Origin of the sequence: Staphylococcus pettenkoferi (genome assembly GCF_002902685.1) — a bacterium.
GTDB classification, from domain to species: domain Bacteria; phylum Bacillota; class Bacilli; order Staphylococcales; family Staphylococcaceae; genus Staphylococcus; species Staphylococcus pettenkoferi.
The window spans coordinates 39,746-59,471 of the sequence record NZ_PPRN01000013.1; the positions used below are offsets into that span (position 1 = coordinate 39,746).

Consider the following 19,726-nt stretch of genomic DNA (forward strand, 5'->3'; position numbering starts at 1 on the left):
CAAATAGGAGGAAGTAATATGAAGAAATTGGTATTGATTAATGTCATTACTATCGTAGTGCTTGTCATTATTGGTATCGTTGGTTTCCACTTTTACCATCAAGCGACAAGCTTTGTAAGTACTGACAATGCCAAAGTAGACGGCAAGCAAATCAAGATTGCTGCGCCTGCATCTGGAGAAATTAAGTCACTTGACGCAAAAGAGAATGATAGCCTTAAGAAAGGTGATAAAGTAGCATCTATCGCAGCGAAAAGTGATAGTGGTGAATCACATGATATGGATATCAAGATGCCGCAAGATGGCACAATCGTGAAGACTGATGCGACTAAAGGTGGCATGGCTCAAGCGGGTTCACCAATTGCTTATGCATATAATTTAGATGATTTATACGTTACAGCTAATGTAGGTGAAACTGATGTGAAAGATGTTGAAGAAGGTAAAGATGTAGATATCTCTATCGATGGTGAGAAAGCGAAAGTGAAAGGTAAAGTCGACCAAGTAGGTAAGGCTACTGCTTCAAGCTTCTCAATGATGCCTTCATCAAACAGTGATGGTAACTACACGAAAGTAACGCAAGTTGTACCAGTTAAGATTAAATTAGATTCTAAACCATCTAATAATATTGTTCCAGGAATGAACGCAGAAGTTAAAATCCATAAAAACTAAGGGGGTCTTTGAATGTCTACGGCCTTCATTATTATATATATTGTAATTACGGTCATTCTGCTTGCGCTGATTAACTTTGCTGTGATTAAGAGAAAGAATGGCAAGAAAAAGGCGCAACTGGAACAATCCCAGCAATCAACTGGTGCTTCGAATGAAACTTATCAATCTAAATTTAGTATTAAAGAGGACGCATCAGAAACATCTCGTGCTGAGAAGGCGCAACGTAGTGTGGCGGATGATCAAGAATCATCTGAAAGTACGCGTCATGAAACGCATGATGACTCAGCGGAACGAGAAGCGCAGAATACTGGCCATGATGGCTATGCTGATGTGAATTCAGATCAAACAGGTTCGACTCAAGATGAAGATCATGAACCGATTAATCCTAATTCTGAAGAAGCAATTGTTAATGAGAAGTTAAAGGAAAAAGATAGTGCCTTTATGTTTGGTAAAGGTGCATCACAAGGTAAAGTCCTTGTCGCAATGGTCTTCGGTATGTTTATCGCAATTCTCAACCAAACGTTGTTGAACGTTGCTTTGCCGAAGATTAATACGGACTTTAATATTTCAGCGAATACAGGTCAATGGTTGATGACAGGATTCATGCTGGTCAACGGTATACTGATTCCGGTCAGTGCATTCTTGTTCAACAAATATTCTTACCGTAAATTATTCTTAATTGCGATGACCTTGTTTACACTTGGTTCACTTGTCTGTGGTATTTCTGGTTCCTTCACCGTAATGATGGTTGGACGTGTGCTTCAAGCCATCGGTGCAGGTATCTTGATGCCTTTAGGTACGAACGTCTTTATGACGATTTTCCCACCGCACAAACGTGGGGCGGCTATGGGTGTTCTAGGTATCGCGATGATCTTAGCACCAGGCATCGGTCCAACATTATCAGGTTATATTGTTGAGCATTACCACTGGAACGTGATGTTCTACGGTATGTTTATCGTTGGTATCATCTCTTTAGCCATTTCTTATGTTTGGTTCAGAGTTTACCAACAAACCACCAATCCGAAAGCCGATATTCCAGGTATCGTCTTCAGTACTATTGGCTTCGGTGCATTGCTTTACGGCTTTAGTGAAGCGGGTAACAATACATGGAGTTCACCGCAAGTTGTGATTTCACTAATTATTGGTGTCATCTTTATCATCGCATTCATTATCAGAGAGGTTACAATGCGCGTGCCAATGTTAAACATGGAAGTCTTGAAATTCTCTGGTTTCACACTTCCTACAGTCATTAACATGATCGTGATGATGAGTCTCTTCGGTGGTATGCTACTGTTACCACTTTACTTGCAAGACCTTAGAGATTTCACGCCAGTACAATCAGGTCTATTACTGTTACCAGGGGCCCTTATCATGGGTGTCATGGGACCTGTAGCAGGTAAATTACTCGACACAATTGGTATCAAACCGTTAGCCATTGTAGGTACAGGAATCATGACATATGCGACATGGGAGTTAGCTAAACTCGACATGAATACGAGCTACGCGAGCATTATGTTGATCTATATCATCCGTTCATTTGGTATGAGTTTCATCATGATGCCGATCATGACAGCAAGTATCAATGCGTTACCAGCTCGTTTAATCCCACACGGCAACGCGTTATCCAATACGTTACGTCAACTTGCAGGTTCTATTGGTACAGCCTTGCTTGTCACAGTGATGTCGACGCAAACGACTCAACATGTGGCTTCAGCGAGTCAGGATTTAGATAAAACGAATCCGTTTATTAAAGATAGATTGCAAGAGATGGCGCAACAATTAGGCGATGAACACATGGCGACACAACAAATTCTTCAATTTGTTAAGCAGCTCGCCTCTATTCAAGGTGTAGATAGTGCCTTTATCATCGCTACAATTATCAGTCTGATTGCCTTTATCCTCAGTTTCTTCCTTAAAGGTAAAGACCATTATATTTCTAAAGAAAATTAATGATAGAATGAGAAAATCCCTTCTTCCAACACTGAAATAATTCAGTGAAGTGAAGAAGGGATATTTTTAATAGTCAAAGTCTATTAATGACGTGGACGACGATTTCTAAAGAACAAGCTGATAAATAGTAAGGCTAAACTGCATCCGAGCAAGATAAAGTTATTGTGAATCGCGTCCGCTTGTGTCAGAATATCGTCGGGTTTGAAGCTAAGATATGCAGAACTCATCTCAGTTGCGGCTTTCTTCGCGACATGATCGATTAAGTAAGCAAAGCCAAATGTCATGAGCATTAGAATCAACACAACGATGAAATTGACAATCTTTAAGACAGTACGATTAAACAGAATCGTAAAGAATGTCAAGATGAGACTGAGTATGCATATGCCAAAGAACACTTCAAAGGCAATGACGAGTTGATCTAACTGATGTTGAATCTTATCGATATCTCCAACATTAATAGGTAACTTTTTCAATTCTTCAAGTTTATCGGAAAAGGTTGAGAATTGGTGGAAATTTACGAGTTGATTAAGTAATTTAACTTTAAAAATAGGTTCTTTCCACATGCTATATCCTGCGATAGCGGTTAAGATGAGCACGATGATATGTATGATTAAACTCACCCATGATCTGCGTTTCTTTCCGTAACGACGCCCTCTATGAAGCTCTTCATGCGAGAGGGTGCGGTCGAAGTTCTGATGATAAGCCTGACGATTATTCATACTCGGCTCCTTTCTTAGTGACTAGATAGTTGATGTTGACTTAGTTAGTATTATAGCGCAAGTAGATTGCGAAATGCATGTATTTTTACTAGCAGGTTAGTGTTTAATTAGCGCCTAACTCGATCATTAAAGTTAGTGCGTGTTGAGCTGGTTGAAGACATGTTGGCGCCCATATGCTTGGTAATAGTCTGTGAGTAGTTGTAAATAATGGTCAGAGGTAGGATCAGCTTGCTTCAATTCTTGAGTAAGCTGATCGAATTGTGTTTGATGCTCACGGGCAGTCTCTTCTAACCATGTTTGAATGGTTGTGAGGTCTGTTGTCGATTGAAGTTGATTCTGAACTTTATCTACAGTTAAACGACGACCTTGCAAGATTGCGATTTGCTTTGTGCGTCGTAACAAATCGATTGCCGGACCATTGACGATCCATGATTTCGTCTCGTTGAGTTCACCCAATTGCGCTTTTATCTCGTCCATTTCGTCGTAAAGTGTGAGTTGTATTTGATTGAGACTATTGTCAGCCATTCATGTCACCTCATTTCGGAATGTTGAGTCGATGACCAATTTGTTTCGGCCATTGAATCTTCGGTTGGGAATTATAGTAATCGCGGAGCTGTTGTAAATAACTTTCTGGAAAAGGCGCTGTCCGTTCGATTTGACGATTGATACCAATCATCATCGTTTCGTTCGTTGCGGCAAGCGTTCCATCTTCCTTATATAGCAAGAGTACGAAATGGATCCGTTTCATATCAAAGTTGTAAATCCAAACTTGAACATCAAAGGGTTCGTCTTCTGTGAGCTGAGCTAAATAAGCAGTATGCTCTTCAGCGGTAAACAGCGTGTATTGATAATCGTCGCGTTCTTCAAGTGAGAGCCCGTGGGAGTAATTGAAATCATTAATAATTTGACTGAATATCACATTGTAATACGCATCATGCATATGATGATTATGGTCGATATAGTCATGTGGCACCGTTTGGTGTACCGTAAAAGGTTGTTGTGTCATTCGTTTCACCTCAATTGAGTCTATTATGTAAGTAGGATAGCGCATCCTTCAATTCCCAAAGTAATGATTCTTTTTATGTAGGTAACGTTTTATCTAATTAATGTCTTCAATTGCTATCCAAAAGCATTTGAGGCATCGGGTCTATGAATATAGAACGTGCTTCAACGCACTTCCATTTTACCTTTAACCTCAGACACACAGAGATAACGCTACATAGTACACATATTATAATAATTTCGTGGTAAAATGAAAGAAATGACTCGAGGTGAGACCATGACGCTATCCATTTATTACCAGTGTGACGGGACGTCTTTACAAGTTGCGAATGACGTCAATCATATTCCTGATGAAGAGCAATTTGTCTGGTATGATTTCGCTCAACCGACTGCTTCGGAGAACCACATACTGGAATCGCATTTTAACTTTAATAAACTTGAAATTGATGATACAGTGAATGGGACACCACGGGCGAAATTCAAGGCTTATGATACTTATCAATACATGGTCTTACATAGTATTGACGTAGAGACATATGCACCGCGAGCATTAAACGTCTTTACTAAGGGGCGAGCACTCGTTACTTATCATCATCATGAGATAGAGAGTGTGACGCAGGTGCTCAAAGATCTTCAATCTTCTGAGAGAGATTTGGATAATCAGCAAGTTGCATTGCATCTGCTCGATGACATGGTGGATCGCTACTTTGAACCTGTTTACCACATTGAGGATAGAGTCTATCACTTTGAGGAGACACATGTCGATGATACGTCGAATCAGAAACTGATGGATCGGGTCTTTCAACTACGGTCGACGATGATAAAGTTGAAGCGGATTGTGTATTCGATGCGTGAGTTAGTCGATACGGTAATGAGAGATGCCGATTTCGGTGATACAGAACGTAAGCAACTCTATATTCAACATGTTAATGACCATCTGATTAAGCAACGCAACATTCTACAGTTAGCTCAAGAGATGACGGACGAAATTCGTGCGAACTATGAGTCATATACCTCGTTTAAGATGAACAGCGTGATGCAAGTCTTAACGCTTGTGTCTGTGATATTCTTGCCATTGACGTTGATTACCGGTATTTATGGGATGAACTTTGCTTATATGCCGGAACTCAAGTGGCATTATAGTTATTTCGTCGTCTTAAGCGTGATGTTGTTAATTGCAGTGGGCTTTGTGATTTATTTTAAAAAGAAAAAGTGGTTCTAGAGGTAAGCCTATAGCCTGTGTGAAATGAAAACTATGATAACGAGAGGGAAAGTAGGGCAATTATGAGTGATTTGAAGAGAGAACAACGTAAAAATGAGCATGTGGAGATAGCGATGGCACAACAAGATCAGCCTGTGTCAGACTTTGATAAGATTCGATTTGTGCACCATTCTATCCCATCTATCGACGTGGAAGATGTCGATTTAGCTACGCATTTCGGTGACTTCAAGCTCTCTTCCCCCTTATATATCAATGCGATGACAGGTGGAAGCGAGTGGACGAAACAAATTAATGAGAAGCTTGCAAGTGTGGCGCGAGAAACAGGTTTAGCGATGGCAGTAGGTTCAACACATGCAGCTTTGCGTAATCCTGATATGGCGCCGTCTTTCAAAGTCGTTCGCGAGGTGAATCCAGAAGGTGTCATCTTTAGTAACGTGGGTGCGGATGTGCCAGTGGAGAAAGCAGTGGAATCCGTGCGAATGTTAGATGCGCAAGCTTTACAAATTCACGTCAATGCGCCGCAAGAACTCGTGATGCCTGAAGGGAATCGAACGTTCTCTACATGGATTGAGAATGTTAAGGCTATCGTTGAAACGGTAGATGTCCCTGTCATTATTAAAGAAGTCGGCTTTGGCATGAGCAAAGAGACGTTGAAACAGTTGTATGAAGTTGGTGTGCGCTATGTAGACGTGAGTGGTCGTGGCGGAACCAACTTTGTAAATATTGAGAATGAACGTCGTGATCTTAAAGATATGAGTTATTTATCTAACTGGGGGCAGTCTACAGTAGAATCCTTACTTGAAAGTACAGGGTATCAGAATTCGATGAATATCCTTGCAAGTGGGGGTGTACGTTCGCCTCTTGATGTCGTGAAATCTTTGGCATTAGGAGCGCGAGCAGTAGGGATGTCTCGACCATTTTTAAATCAAGTGGAAGAACATGGCGTGGATGGTGCGATTGAGTACGTGAATGCTTTCCATCAACACATGAAGAAGATTATGACTATGTTGGATGCACGCACGGTAGAGGCATTGGCGCATGCAGATAAAGTATTGAGTCCAGATTTATTAACGTGGATCGAACAGCGTGATTTGAAACTGTAGTGGTTGAGTTGACTAATGAAGCATTATAAAAAGGAAGGTGACAACGTGGCGAGATGTTGTCACCTTCCTTTTATGCATTTTACCGAAATTATGAAACTATTAATGCACGAGATTGATGAAGCCCATGATAATCGGCATAGCGAGTAAGTCAATCAAGAACGCGCCGACAATCGGAACGACGAGATAGGCTTTCGGAGACGCACCAAATTTCTTGGTAATCACGTCTAAGTTCGCCATCGCATTCGGTGTCGCACCGAGTCCGTGACCGATGATACCACCGATCATAACTGCTGCATCATAATCTTTACCTAATCCTCTAAAGACGACAAAGATAGAGAAGAGGATGATAAAGATGACTTGAACTGCAACGATGATAATGAGTGGAATCGCTAAGTGATAAATCTCTGTGAGCTTGATACTCATTAAGGCAATCGATAGGAAGAGACCGAGTGAAATATCACTGATGTAGTTCACTATCTTCATATCGATGAGTTCGAAATTACCAAATTCGGAAATGTTACGTACGATGACTGCAATAATCATTGAACCTACGTATACAGGTAAGCTCTGTCCTGTATACTTCGTAAATAAATCTCCGAGATAAGAACCAATCGCCATACATACTGCCACGACTGCGAATTGGACGAAGAAAACGTTTGTCGTTGACATTTTCGCGTGTAATTTCTCATTGTAGTCCACTTCACTGTAGTCTTTCGTTGTCTCTTCAGCATGTTTCGGTTTCAAATTATAACGGTTAATTAAGAATTTAACGACAGGACCACCGATGAGTCCACCGGCTACGAGACCGAGTGTAGCAGCGGCAAGTGCAGCCGTAACGGCATTGTCTATACCCATTTCTTGAATCGTTTGACTGTATGCAAGAGCGTTACCGTGACCGCCTTCCATAGACATAGAACCCGCAGTTAAACCGAGTAAGCCTGGTATATGTAAGACTTTTGCTAAACCTACACTAATAAAGTTCTGACAAAGTGCCATAATACCACAGAAGATAAAGTATAGAATGAGAACTTTGCCACCTAAGCGTAGTAATTTCAATGATGCCCCAAGACCAATCGTCGTGAAGAAGGCCATCATAAAGAAGTTCTGGATAAAGTCTGAATCTAATTTAATTGTGACGATATCTAAAGATTGTAGTATTGCGACAACGATCGCGAAAATCAGTCCACCGATAACGGGTGCCGGGATACACAATCGCTGTAAGATTGAAACATGATTAACGATAAAGACGCCGAGTAAGAATAATAATGCGGCAAGCGCAAGTGTTGTAATCGCATCTAATTCGATCATGATTCATTCCCCCCTTTATATTAAATGTGTAGGTTAAGGTAGGGACAGTGCATGATATTGATACTAGATATGTAAGTGATAAAACGCACCTTCTTAGGAGATGTTTGTTCTAGTCGGTGTGTAGCACTTTAGAGTTAAGTCAATGAGTTGTATATCATCGCATGTCTAATCACCTTAAGGCTACGGAATTCAATACTAGAAACATAGTATGTAAGATAAGTAAGGGCTTACAAAAACCCATAATAACTATTATACATATATTAATCATATAAATCTACTTTTGGTTATAATATTAAAAATATCTTTACAATGTGAATTTTTATGTCAAGGCGTATAAGTAGTGTGAGTGGGGCATAGTAGCGCTTTATAACATTAGGGTGGTTTAACTTTGAAGGGCGTGGGTGAGGTAGAGAGAAGGAGCTATCTTCCTAGAATGAAGTGAGTTATCATTTTTAATAAAAAAGAGTCTGGGACACTAACAGAAAATTGTGTTTGAGATAGATTAAAATCACGCTTATAAAATGAATCTTTTTAAATTTTCAATGTCGACTCGAGACGCATGATGGAGCTAGACCACAACGAAAATCCATTCCTAGAGCTCTAAGAGCGAGAGGAATTAGTTGAGTTTGGTCCCATATGCAAGCGAGAGTCATAACATTGAAAATTAAACAACTTTGATTTATGTCCCAGACTGCGAGTTTGGCTAGCAACTTATCTCTTTTACATCCAAGTTTCGTCAGGGTTCATCATGTCTGACTTGCGCATACGAGACACGAAAGGATTACCTTTAACTGTGAAGCGCAAAGGCTTCTCAGTCCATTCGCCTTTATTCGGAATACCAATGCGTGCATCTTCAACAATATCACGTGGATGCTTGCGATGTTTGATATCAATCTTTAAGCGACCTTCGTTTAATCTTGAGCCATCTAAGCGACGTGGAACATTGAAAGCTTTCGTCCATTTACCTGGACCATTCGTCAATTCATATCCGTCTTTATTGCGATTTTCACGCATGCGTTCTATTCCTTGTTCGGGTTCGACTGCTCGAATCAAGACACCTTCTGGCACGCCTTCAGTACGTGTCACAAAGTTAATGAGCAGATGCGTGTGCATGACGTGAGCGTAAATGGTGCCACCTAATTTGTAGAGTGATTCAACTTTAGGTGTACGATTGCCTTTGAAACCGTGAGCAGCCTGGTCTTGAAAGCCAAGATATGCCTCAGTTTCAACGATGTAGCCCGTATAAGTTTGATCGTCATCCTCATAAATCACTTGTACACCTAATAAATCTTTAGCCGTTTGAATCGTTTCGTTGTTTATAAAGTCCATATTACGAACCTCTCTTTAAACGTATTTATTTTAAAAATTTTAAATTAATGGTTAAAAAGTTTGTTGGTTAATGATAATATAATGTTGCGCTAGAAGTCAATTTAATGATTTGTAGAGAAAAACATCATGAGGAGTTGAGTTATATGACACCTTCTACTACTTTTGGCGAAGCATTCTATCTATACTGGAAGAACGCTTTTAATTTTAAGGGTCAAGCGAGACGTAGTGAATTCTGGTGGATGGTACTATGGAAATTTATTTTTATAGCACCTGTATTTATCATTAGTATATTTTGGTTAGTAACGTTTTTTTGCGCATTAATAGTAAGTTTGCTTACTTGGAGTTTGGATCCTTTAGAAACCACAAAATATTTTTTAAATATAATCCTTTATTACAGTATATTTATTAGTGTCATTACGTTTATACCCACAGCCAGTCTAACTATTAGACGTTGTCATGATACAGGATTACGAACTATAATCCCTATTATCTTATATAGTTTATACTTGCTAATTTACATATCTTCACAAGGGCTCATTATAATATTAAATATTTCAAATGTGTGGAAGGTGAATCCTTATATTTCTATCGGATCGTTTATAATATTATGTATTAATATATACTTCATAGTCATCATTTCACTAGATAGTAAGAAAGGATGCAACAAATACGGTGATAGTCCGAAGTATCCTTCATCTCAATATGAAGATGAGGATAAAATAAGATTAATTTAATAAAAATCATAATCAGAAAAGGAGATGGTAATATGAACAAAACTGTGGGATTTGGCCAAGCATTTAAAAACTTTTGGAAGAATTATGCTAACTTTAAAGGACGTGCAAGACGTAGTGAATATTGGTGGATGATGTTATGGAATTTCATCTTTTCGCTTCCCGCAATAGTTTTAATGGCAATTGGCTATATGTTTATGATCGTCGGAGCTATCTCAGATCCAGACGACCCGGATCTTGCACCGATGGCCATTGGATTGATTATTTTATTTATAGCAGGGATTTATGGTCTCATCTATTTTCTAGCAACTTTGGTGCCTTATTTAAGTTTATTAGTACGACGATTCCATGATGCAGGACGCGGTACAGTACTTCCAATCATAATTTTCATTATTAGTGTAGTTTTGAGTATTTTTATACAAGTATATGGAAATCTTTCTGGACCAGATTTAACTTTAGACTACATTATAGTTCTAATGATTGTGTCTGTTATTAGTCTTGCTATGGGTGTCTACACGATTGTTATTGCTTGTTTAGATAGTAAAAAGGGACGTAATAAATACGGTGAAAGCACGAAGTATCCATCCGCACAATATGGAGACGACTCGAAATTAAGTATCTTCTAGTTAGCAATCCTGAAATGTTAGATTTTCCATGATTATTTTAAAAAAATGGAGAGTCTAGGGTTTCAGGATTGTTGTATATGATAAGAAAGCGCTTTATAAGTTCGATATATAGAAAAATTGCATACTAAAATTTGCATGTTCGCCTAGAATTAAATTTGACTAAATTGTTACAATATAGTTAAAGGTAAGTAAAATAAATCTGACAATTAAATACTGAAGATAAAGAGAAGTTTCAGAAGATGTTTGAAGAGTTTGATTGAAAGGAAGTAAGGTTATGTTTGCTGAAATTGAACACCAACGTGATGGCTTAGATTTGATCAAGATCAACAACGAGGAAACGAAGATTGTCTTTACGAATTACGGTGCGCGTATTGTGTCATGGAAATACGATGACAACAATATCGTGCTAGGAAATGTCGTCGAAGCGGACGAATTCTATCGAGAGAATCCATTCAAATTTGGTGCTACTGTAGGTCGCTATGGTGGACGTATTGAGAATGGTCAGTTTCAACTGAACGATACGACTTACCAACTCGAGCAGAATGATGGAGCACATCATTTACATGGTGGTACGAACGGCTTGGATACACGCTTCTTCGACTATGACATTCAAGAGGAAGCTAACCGCGTAAAGATTGTTTTTACGACGCAACTACGCAGTGAAGAAGATGGGTATCCAGGAGACATGGATATTCAAGTCATCCATACGTATGATATGGAACATCGATGGTCAGTAGAGTACAAAGCAACTTCGACTGAACGTACATTATTTAATCCTATAAACCATGTCTATTTCAATTTGAATCGAGATAATAACGTGATTGATAACCATTATCTTGTGAGTGATAAATTGAACATGTATCCGTTAAATAAAGAACGTTTAGTTCAATCTACGCAACCCATTGATTTGACGAAAGAATTTCATACGTCACGCATTCAACTAGATGACATCTTTAATTGCGGTGGCGCGAATATTTGTGATCAGATTAATCAGTTCGGTGGTTTAGATCATCCCTTTGCTCCAGAAGAAGGTCGGATGACAGTAGAGAATAATAACTTTTCTTTAGAAGTAGAAACAGATATGCCGAATATTGTAATTTATACTTTAAATGACAGTAAAGATTGGCACAGTAGTTTCAATATCTATAAGCCGCATTCAGGTTTCACCTTAGAAACGCAATGTTTACCTAACGATATTAATATTTTTGGTGAGGAAGCTAAAAGTATTTTAGAAGCAGAGCAACCATTTTACTCAAAAACGTCATATCGTATTACAAAAAAGTAAGGTTTCGTCTAGGACTTTCGCACATTCTCATGTACAATAAAGGTAAAATAACGCATGGTAAAGGGGAAGCATAATGGATTCGAAACAACTGAAATTGAGCACATTTGACGATGCTTTGAATCACATTCACGACAATATGGTATTGGGCATTGGCTCTGGGTCAACGATAGAGTTACTCGTGCCTAAGATTGCGGACAAAGTTGAGCGTGAAGGTTTAGATCTCATAGGCGTTTGTACGTCGAATAAGACGGCTTATATCGCGAAAGAACGCGGTTTGAAGATCGTGGATGTAAATGATGTCGACCATGTCGATGTCGCGATTGATGGCGCTGACGAAATCGATGGTCATCTCAATCTGATTAAAGGTGGCGGGGGCGCTTTATTTAGAGAGAAAGTGATCGATTCTATGGCGCATAAATTCATCGTCGTAGCGGATGAATCAAAGACAGTCGATTACTTAGGACAGACGTTTAAGCTGCCCGTTGAGGTGGACAAATTTAACTGGCTCTTGATAGCGAAAAGAATTGAGAAAGATAAGAATGTCAAAGCAATTCGTCGAATGGCAGATGATGTGCCATTTATTACAGATAATGGGAATTACATTCTCGACTTAGTGCTTTATGACAAGATTAACCCTTATGAAATGCATGAGTATCTTATCCATTTGATTGGTGTGTTAGAAACAGGCTACTTCTTAGATACGGCAGAAGAGGCCATTGTCGGTACACAAGATGGTGTGAAGATACAGTATAAAGATGAATAAATAGAAGAAAAGAAAGCACTCAACTCGAAATCGTGGGTTGAGTGCTTTCATATGTTTCAAATGTGTGATTAGCGGCGATGATCGTGTTCGTTTTTCAAGTTGAAAGATGTACGTTCACCGTTTGTGTCTATTGTACTGTCAGTCTTATCTTGATTAGTTCTATCTTTATCAGTTGAACGTTGAATCGTATCTTCACTGTGTTCCACTGAAGCTTGTGCACGTTCGAGTGCATCTGAATCAGTTGAAGTAGCGGCATCATCTGAGTTGTGCGATTCAGACGTTGCTGCTTTCTCTTGTGTTTTTGTTTCTTTTGACTGTTCTTGAGCTGATGCGTCTTTATTGTTTTGATCTTTGCTAGATTTTGTTGATACAGCACCAGCAGTTGCGGCGCCTGCGGTTGCAGTCTTAGCTTGGTCATCAACTGAAGTTGTCTTATCTTTTTCGTCAGCAGTAGACGGTGCTTTCTTGTTCTTACCGTTCGCCTTTTTACGATCATCAGCTGTTTCTAAGTCACTGTCTTCATTTAAATGATCCATGTAATTATTGGCTTCAACTTCGTCTAAACTTTTACGTGTGAAGAGGTAAGTCACACCACGAATGATTAACGTTAAGAGAATATATCCTGCAGCCACTACTGTAGTAGCTAACGCGATCACTTTCATGGCGAAGACGTTGCCTAACTCTTCGTTGAATAGAAAGATGAGGCCAAAGGACATCGCTGCGTGGAATAGCGTTGCGATATAAATCGTACGGCCTTTCGTAGCTCTGATGAGTTCACCTACTAACATACTGAAAGCAAAGGCATAGAGTATGCTATAAAGCGTGTAGGTGAAACTAAACTCTAAATGCACGTTAACGATAGCGTAAATAATACCAACCACTATAGATGCGAAAAACGTGTTGAGTTTCGTTTCTAAAACGTTCTGTAAATAAGAACGGAAGCCAAGTTCGATGATAAAGGCCATAATCAATTGACCGATTAATACCGAAGTGACGGATACAGTTAAGTCATCTCCCTGTAGCAGGATAAAGCTATCTGCGAATACGTTGAAACTGATCATGCATAAGATAAAGATGAGTGCAGGGAGTATCAACGCGAGAATCATGCGTTCGATTACTTTAAAGCTCAAAGTAAATTTCATGCTTTGTAATTGTATTTGTCGATGTTTAAAAATAATTATACAAATGATTGCTGCCACGAGTGGTGCAATGGAACGGATATCAAATAGATAGCGCTTCACATGGATGGCGCGTTGGAAATCGCCGAGAATCATATGGAGCACTTCTGTAATAATAAAGAAGATGAAGACCATCATTGCCCACTGGAATCCCGATATTCGTGTCTGTTTCATTATGTACCCTCCAATAAGGTGTTCAAAAAAATTCATTTATTGTCAATTATACATAACAGTGCGTTTTAAATAAAACAGAATAGCGAATTTATCATTGAAATGTAATAGTGTTAACAAAATTTTACCTAAATGAAATATTTAGAGGACAGAGGATTAAATGACGATTATCACGGTCGTTCTCTACATAAATAGTGGCAGGGTTTAGTCACCTTGAAGACGGGAAATTAGAAATTGTAAATACAATGGTGTAAGCGTATACTGAGATGAGAGATGTAAAGATTAAAAGGGGGAGCATTATGTATAAAGAACCACAAAAAGATCTTTGGACAGGTCGTTTAGACAGTGAAACGAACCCGAGACAGTTCCGTCATTTCCAAACAGTGAACTTTGGTAATCTAAAGGAAGATGCGCCATCATCTCAACGCAGTGGGGTTGGAATGATCGGTTACGCAGTAGATTACGGTGTCAAACTCAATAAAGGTCGTGTAGGTGCGAAAGAAGGTCCGAATGCGATTAAAGGTGCTTTCGCTTCGCTACCGATGTTTGGCGACACTGAAGTTACGGATTACGGTAATGTTGAGCACGAAGATGATCGACCATTAGAAGAGACTCAACAAGAATTTGCGCAACTCGTTTCTCGTTCTATTCAACGTCATCGTCAGACATTCTTGCTCGGTGGCGGACATGATATTGCGTATGCTCAATATTTAGGAATCAGAGATGCGTATCCGGATGAATCAATAGGTGTGATTAACATTGATGCGCATTTCGATACACGAGAAGAGTCTGGTTCAACGTCTGGTACGAGCTTTAGACAGATCCTTGAACAAGATGATAATGCTGATTATTTCGTGCTTGGTATTCAACAAAGTGCGAATACGCAAGGACTCTTTGATTACGCAGATGAGAAAGATGTCTCTTACGTCTTCGTAGACGAGCTGTTACATCAAGTTTCTCCTCCAGTTAAGGACAAGATTGAACGTTATATTCATGACCACGATGTGATTATGTTTACGATTTGTATGGATGTTATTGATAGTGCCTTTGCACCTGGTGTGAGTGCAGCGGCAGTATTAGGACTATATCCACACATCGTATTAGAGTTAGCCAAACGCATCATTCCAAGCGATAAGGTGTCAACAATCAGTATTGCTGAAACGAATCCAACATATGATGTGGATAATCGTACGGCGAAGTTGACGGCGAATTTCTTCCATCACTTTATTAGATAATATAGTAAAAAGGAGCAGAAATCATGAGGGTTTCTGCTCCTTTTTTGCATTTAGATGAACTTATCAGCGACGATTATTAAAATATCGTGAACTTATTAATAACTGCTGAGAGGAAGTGAGAAATAGCATCTTATGCCGTATTAATGATTCACCCGCTCTACGCTCTTAGCCTTTATTCAACTTTCATGGTGCAGATTCTTTCTACTATATATCCCAATATTCTTTACTATATCGAATAATTGATTTGACGTTATCTGAATGCTGACGTTTCTTCAAATAATTGATGTATAATGCTCGGCTCATTTTAGGCTTAATCTCAAATGCATCTAAATCGCGGGCATTATAGGATTGATAGTATACGCGTGGGAGAACGGCGTAGCCCATGCCACGATGGACGTAGTTCAGTGCAGTTTCGAAGCGGTCAGATTCCACAATGATATTCGGGTGAATTCCGATACGTGTACAATAATCATCTAGATGTTTTCTTACTTGTGAACCTTTATTCGGTACGATGAGCGGCAAATTCTCAATCGATATCGACTGCTTACGTGGGAATTCATCTTTAGGTGTAAGCAAGACGTAAGATTCTTTGTAGAGCTGAATTGAGACGATATGTTCATGCTTAATTTCTTCATTCGAAATCGCAACGTGATGATCAAAGTTGAGCAAGCTGTCGGTCATTTCATTCATATCGTGAACCTCAGATATCATGTAGCGTTGATCTTGATATTCTGCGTGGTGACGTGCGAGTACTTGAGACATCCACTGACTCGTCGACTCTAGTAACGCAATTTTAATCTTGGGTGTATCACTCAAGTTCAAATCATACATTTTCTCCATCGTTTGTTTGTAATTCTGAACGAGTTTGATGGCGTGATGATAGAACTGAATGCCTTTTTCTGTGATCTGAATTTGTTTCGTCGTTCGGTAAAATAAATCATAGCCGAGCCGTTCTTCCATTTTTTTAATCGTCGCAGTAAGAGAAGGTTGGCTAATATGTAAGAAGTCAGCCGCTTTAGTAAAGCTATTATTATCAACGACTGCGATGAAATATTCTAATTGAAGAATTTTAATCATAAAGCACCTCTAAAGTATTTATAGTTTATGTTTATAAATGATTAGTTTATTTATATTGGTAGTCTATATCTAACTGCGATATAATAAAAGCGTAACGCACTGAAAAATAAGTGAACGAGAAAAAGTGAATAGTTAGAAATTTATGAATTTGTACTCGTCGCTTATCATTTCACGCAACACGTTAATGTCACTAAGCATCAAGTTAACGCAGCAGGAGAGTGAGAGTTGAGTTGTCCAGTGATGACTAGACAGCTTTCACTCACGGAACAAAGGGTTAATTACAATTAGATGAGGAGTGTATATCATGAGAAAGATTCAAGCAAAGAAAGGTTTAGACATCGAATGTAAAGATTGGGAACAAGAAGCAGTATTACGTATGTTATACAATAACTTAGACCCAGAGGTAGCTGAAAGACCAGAAGACTTAGTCGTATACGGCGGTATTGGTCGTGCAGCACGTAACTGGGAATCATTCGAAGCGATTGAAGAAACATTGAGAAACTTAGAGAAAGACGAAACAATGCTTGTTCAATCAGGTAAACCTGTCGCAGTCTTTAAGACACATGATGAAGCACCACGCGTATTAATCTCAAACTCAGTGCTCGTACCTGAATGGGCGAACTGGGATCATTTTAACGAATTAGATAAAAAAGGCTTAATGATGTATGGTCAAATGACTGCAGGTAGCTGGATTTACATCGGCTCTCAAGGTATCGTACAAGGTACTTACGAAACATTTGGCGAACTTGCTAACCAAAACTATGATGGTAAATTAAACGGTACAATCACTTTAACTGCTGGTCTCGGCGGTATGGGCGGTGCGCAACCACTCGCTGTTACAATGAACGGTGGGGTAGTCATCGCTGTTGAAGTGGATGAAACTCGTATCGACAAACGAATCAAGACACGCTACTGTGACGTGAAGACAGATAGCTTAGACGAAGCTTTACGTATGGCTCAAGAAGCGAAAGACAAAGGCGAACCACTTTCTATCGCTTTATTAGGTAACGCAGTAGATGTACACAAAGAAATCTTAGACCGTGACTTCCACATCGATATCATCACTGACCAAACTAGTGCGCATGACCCATTAAATGGTTATGTACCACAAGGTTACAGTGTTGAAGAAGCAAACAAATATCGTGAAGAAGATCCTAAGAGCTATGTGAAAGAATCTGAAGCTTCTATGGCGAAACACGTGGAATACATGCTTGAATTCCAAAAACGCGGCGCTATCGCATTCGACTACGGTAACAACATCCGCCAAGTTGCCTACAACAATGGCGTAGAGAATGCGTTCGACTTCCCTGGATTCGTTCCAGCATACATTCGTCCATTATTCTGTGAAGGTAAAGGTCCTTTCCGTTTCGCTGCATTAAGTGGTGATCCTAAAGACATCGAACGTGCGGACGAAGAAATGAAGAAATTATTCCCTGAAGACGAGAAATTAAATCGTTGGTTAGACTTAGCTTCTGAAAAAATCGAATATCAAGGTTTACCATCTCGTATCGCATGGTTAGGTTACGGCGATCGTGCGAAGATGGGCTTAGCATTAAACCGCTTAGTTCGTGAAGGTGAAATTTCTGCACCAATCGTTATCGGACGTGACCATTTAGACTCTGGTTCAGTAGCAAGTCCAAACCGTGAAACTGAATCTATGAGAGACGGTTCAGACGCAGTAGGTGACTGGGCTGTACTTAACGCACTTATCAACACAGCTGCAGGTGGCTCATGGATTTCATTCCACCACGGTGGCGGTGTAGGTATGGGTTACTCTCTACACGCAGGTATGGTTATCGTAGCTGACGGTTCTGAGAAAGCAGAACGTCGTCTAGAACGCGTACTTACTACAGATCCGGGTATGGGTGTAGTACGTCACGCTGATGCTGGTTATGAAAAAGCTATCGAAGTGGCTAAAGAAAAAGGTATCCAAATACCAACAATTACTAACAAGGGTGATAAATAATGAACGACTTATTGATCCAAAATATCGGCCAATTACTTTTACCAAAGTCAACAGACAAACCGTTAAAAGGTAAAGAATTAGACGAGCTAGAAATTGTTGAAAATGGTACAGTCGTTGTCAAAGACGGCAAAGTTGTCTACTCAGGACCACACACTGACGAGTACGAAGCTGAGAAGACAATTGATGCGACAGGTAAAGTTGTGTCTCCAGCACTCGTTGAAGCGCACACTCACTTAGTGCACGGAGGTTCACGTGAACATGAAATGTCATTGAAACGCCAAGGTGTTTCTTACTTAGAAATCCTTGAGCAAGGTGGCGGTATCTTATCTACAGTTGAAGCTACACGTAACGCTTCAGAAGATGAACTGTTCAAGAAAGCTGAGAAAGATATCTTAACTATGGTAGAACATGGTGTGTTAACAATTGAATGTAAAAGTGGTTACGGCTTAGACAGAGAGAACGAATTGAAACAATTACGTGTCGCTCATCGCTTAGCTGACAAATATGGTTTAAGAATCAAACACACATTCTTAGGACCACACGCTGTGCCGAAAGATGCTGAATCTAACCAAGCATTCTTACAAGAGATGATTGATCTCTTACCAGAAATGAAAGAATACGCGGACTTCGCAGATATCTTCTGTGAAACAGATGTCTTCTCAGTAGAAGAATCTAGACGTTATATGCAAGCAGCGAAAGAACAAGGTTTCAAAGTAAAAATTCATGCTGACGAAATCGATCCATTAGGCGGCTTAGGCTTAGCAATCGATGAAGGTGCGATATCAGGTGACCACCTCGTTGCTTCAAGTGACGAAGACAAAGCGAAGTTAAGCGACAGTGAAACAGTAGCAGTCTTATTACCAGGTACAACATTCTATCTTGGCAAAGAAGAATACGCAGACGCACGTGGCATGATCGACAACAATGGTGCCATTGCGATTGCGACAGACTTCAACCCAGGTAGTTGTGTAACAAACAACCTTCAACTCGTAATGTCTATCGCGGCATTGAAATTGAAATTAACGCCAAACGAAATTTGGAACGCGGTGACAGTCAACGCTGCGAAAGCTATTGATGCAGATGCAGGTACAATCAACGAAGGTGACGCTGCAGATATCGTTGTTTGGGATGCGCCAAACCACGAATATATTCCATACCACTACGGTATCAACCATGCACAATACGTGATTCAGAATGGTAAAATAATTGCTGACAACACATTTAGCATCGACGCTAAATAAGTTGAGAAAGTGACGACTTTCAGCGAAAAAAGCAGTGGAATATAACACATGCTTGAGAATGATTGCACGGAGGGACTTTCCAAGAGAAGGTCCCTCTGTTTTTATGAACTAAAAAAGTGCAATTGTATTTCGAATCTAACAAATATTTAGAAAA

18 protein-coding genes are annotated in these 19,726 nt (G+C 39.6%); 11 read left to right on the top strand and 7 right to left on the bottom strand.

The genetic code is table 11. The features are described 5' to 3' along the window. Nucleotides 1-18 precede the first annotated feature (18 nt). Together CD126_RS02610 and CD126_RS02615 are read left to right on the top strand one after the other, a co-directional pair. A complete protein-coding gene (locus CD126_RS02610) occupies nucleotides 19-666 on the top strand; it encodes an HlyD family secretion protein (protein WP_049406263.1) in 648 nt (215 codons plus the stop codon). Nucleotides 667-678: 12 nt separating this feature from the next. Next, nucleotides 679-2,616: a DHA2 family efflux MFS transporter permease subunit gene (locus tag CD126_RS02615; protein WP_049406264.1), complete on the top strand. Its 1,938-nt coding sequence runs from the start codon at nucleotides 679-681 to the stop codon at nucleotides 2,614-2,616. 83 nt (nucleotides 2,617-2,699) lie between these two features. Here CD126_RS02615 and CD126_RS02620 read toward each other — a convergent pair whose 3' ends face one another. The 3 genes from CD126_RS02620 to CD126_RS02630 form a co-directional block, all read right to left on the bottom strand. Continuing rightward, the gene (locus CD126_RS02620) at nucleotides 2,700-3,335 is read right to left on the bottom strand and encodes a hypothetical protein (RefSeq protein WP_103369984.1); all 636 of its coding nucleotides are present in this window, start codon (nucleotides 3,333-3,335) and stop codon (nucleotides 2,700-2,702) included. 132 nt (nucleotides 3,336-3,467) lie between these two features. Then, nucleotides 3,468-3,860 carry a hypothetical protein gene (locus CD126_RS02625; protein ID WP_103369985.1) on the bottom strand — a complete coding sequence of 131 codons (393 nt, stop codon included), beginning with the start codon at nucleotides 3,858-3,860 and terminating at the stop codon, nucleotides 3,468-3,470. Between the two features lie 10 nt (nucleotides 3,861-3,870). After that, nucleotides 3,871-4,341 carry a thioesterase family protein gene (locus tag CD126_RS02630; protein ID WP_049406269.1) on the bottom strand — a complete coding sequence of 157 codons (471 nt, stop codon included), beginning with the start codon at nucleotides 4,339-4,341 and terminating at the stop codon, nucleotides 3,871-3,873. Nucleotides 4,342-4,614: 273 nt separating this feature from the next. Here CD126_RS02630 and corA point away from each other — a divergent pair, with 273 nt between their 5' ends. After that, the gene (gene corA, locus CD126_RS02635; protein ID WP_103369986.1) at nucleotides 4,615-5,559 is read left to right on the top strand and encodes a magnesium/cobalt transporter CorA; all 945 of its coding nucleotides are present in this window, start codon (nucleotides 4,615-4,617) and stop codon (nucleotides 5,557-5,559) included. Nucleotides 5,560-5,621: 62 nt separating this feature from the next. Continuing rightward, nucleotides 5,622-6,662 (top strand): type 2 isopentenyl-diphosphate Delta-isomerase, encoded by a 1,041-nt coding sequence (fni, locus tag CD126_RS02640; protein WP_049406273.1) that lies wholly within the window; start codon nucleotides 5,622-5,624, stop codon nucleotides 6,660-6,662. Nucleotides 6,663-6,761: 99 nt separating this feature from the next. Here the strand turns inward: fni and gltS are convergent, their stop codons facing one another. Next, nucleotides 6,762-7,970 carry a sodium/glutamate symporter gene (gene gltS / locus CD126_RS02645; RefSeq protein WP_049406275.1) on the bottom strand — a complete coding sequence of 403 codons (1,209 nt, stop codon included), beginning with the start codon at nucleotides 7,968-7,970 and terminating at the stop codon, nucleotides 6,762-6,764. A 720-nt stretch (nucleotides 7,971-8,690) separates the two neighbouring features. Beyond that, the gene (locus tag CD126_RS02650) at nucleotides 8,691-9,299 is read right to left on the bottom strand and encodes a DNA-3-methyladenine glycosylase (protein ID WP_002471853.1); all 609 of its coding nucleotides are present in this window, start codon (nucleotides 9,297-9,299) and stop codon (nucleotides 8,691-8,693) included. Between the two features lie 239 nt (nucleotides 9,300-9,538). Between CD126_RS02650 and CD126_RS12440 the strand changes: the two genes are divergently transcribed. The 4 genes from CD126_RS12440 (at nucleotide 9,539) to CD126_RS02670 (ending at nucleotide 12,704) form a co-directional block, all read left to right on the top strand. Further along, on the top strand, nucleotides 9,539-10,033 hold the full coding sequence (locus CD126_RS12440) for a DUF805 domain-containing protein (protein ID WP_411912607.1): 495 nt from the start codon (nucleotides 9,539-9,541) through the stop codon (nucleotides 10,031-10,033). Between the two features lie 32 nt (nucleotides 10,034-10,065). Next, the gene (locus CD126_RS02660) at nucleotides 10,066-10,656 is read left to right on the top strand and encodes a DUF805 domain-containing protein (protein ID WP_103369988.1); all 591 of its coding nucleotides are present in this window, start codon (nucleotides 10,066-10,068) and stop codon (nucleotides 10,654-10,656) included. Between the two features lie 274 nt (nucleotides 10,657-10,930). Next, entirely contained in the window at nucleotides 10,931-11,941 is a 1,011-nt protein-coding gene (locus CD126_RS02665) for an aldose epimerase family protein (protein ID WP_103369989.1), read from the top strand. Between the two features lie 70 nt (nucleotides 11,942-12,011). Next, entirely contained in the window at nucleotides 12,012-12,704 is a 693-nt protein-coding gene (locus tag CD126_RS02670; RefSeq protein WP_186312106.1) for a ribose 5-phosphate isomerase A, read from the top strand. A 68-nt stretch (nucleotides 12,705-12,772) separates the two neighbouring features. Here CD126_RS02670 and sdpC read toward each other — a convergent pair whose 3' ends face one another. Next, nucleotides 12,773-14,056 carry a peptidoglycan release complex CPBP-like subunit SdpC gene (sdpC, locus tag CD126_RS02675; protein ID WP_103369990.1) on the bottom strand — a complete coding sequence of 428 codons (1,284 nt, stop codon included), beginning with the start codon at nucleotides 14,054-14,056 and terminating at the stop codon, nucleotides 12,773-12,775. Between the two features lie 296 nt (nucleotides 14,057-14,352). On the opposite strand from sdpC, the gene hutG reads away from it, so the two are divergent. Then, on the top strand, nucleotides 14,353-15,288 hold the full coding sequence (hutG, locus tag CD126_RS02680) for a formimidoylglutamase (protein WP_049407523.1): 936 nt from the start codon (nucleotides 14,353-14,355) through the stop codon (nucleotides 15,286-15,288). Between the two features lie 204 nt (nucleotides 15,289-15,492). Here hutG and CD126_RS02685 read toward each other — a convergent pair whose 3' ends face one another. Beyond that, nucleotides 15,493-16,362 carry a LysR family transcriptional regulator gene (locus tag CD126_RS02685; RefSeq protein ID WP_049407707.1) on the bottom strand — a complete coding sequence of 290 codons (870 nt, stop codon included), beginning with the start codon at nucleotides 16,360-16,362 and terminating at the stop codon, nucleotides 15,493-15,495. Nucleotides 16,363-16,669: 307 nt separating this feature from the next. On the opposite strand from CD126_RS02685, the gene hutU reads away from it, so the two are divergent. Both hutU and hutI read left to right on the top strand, forming a co-directional pair. Beyond that, a complete protein-coding gene (hutU, locus tag CD126_RS02690) occupies nucleotides 16,670-18,331 on the top strand; it encodes a urocanate hydratase (RefSeq protein WP_049407525.1) in 1,662 nt (553 codons plus the stop codon). After that, nucleotides 18,331-19,572 (top strand): imidazolonepropionase, encoded by a 1,242-nt coding sequence (gene hutI / locus CD126_RS02695; protein ID WP_049407527.1) that lies wholly within the window; start codon nucleotides 18,331-18,333, stop codon nucleotides 19,570-19,572. Before hutU ends, hutI begins: the two co-directional genes overlap by 1 nt. Nucleotides 19,573-19,726: the final 154 nt, after the last annotated feature.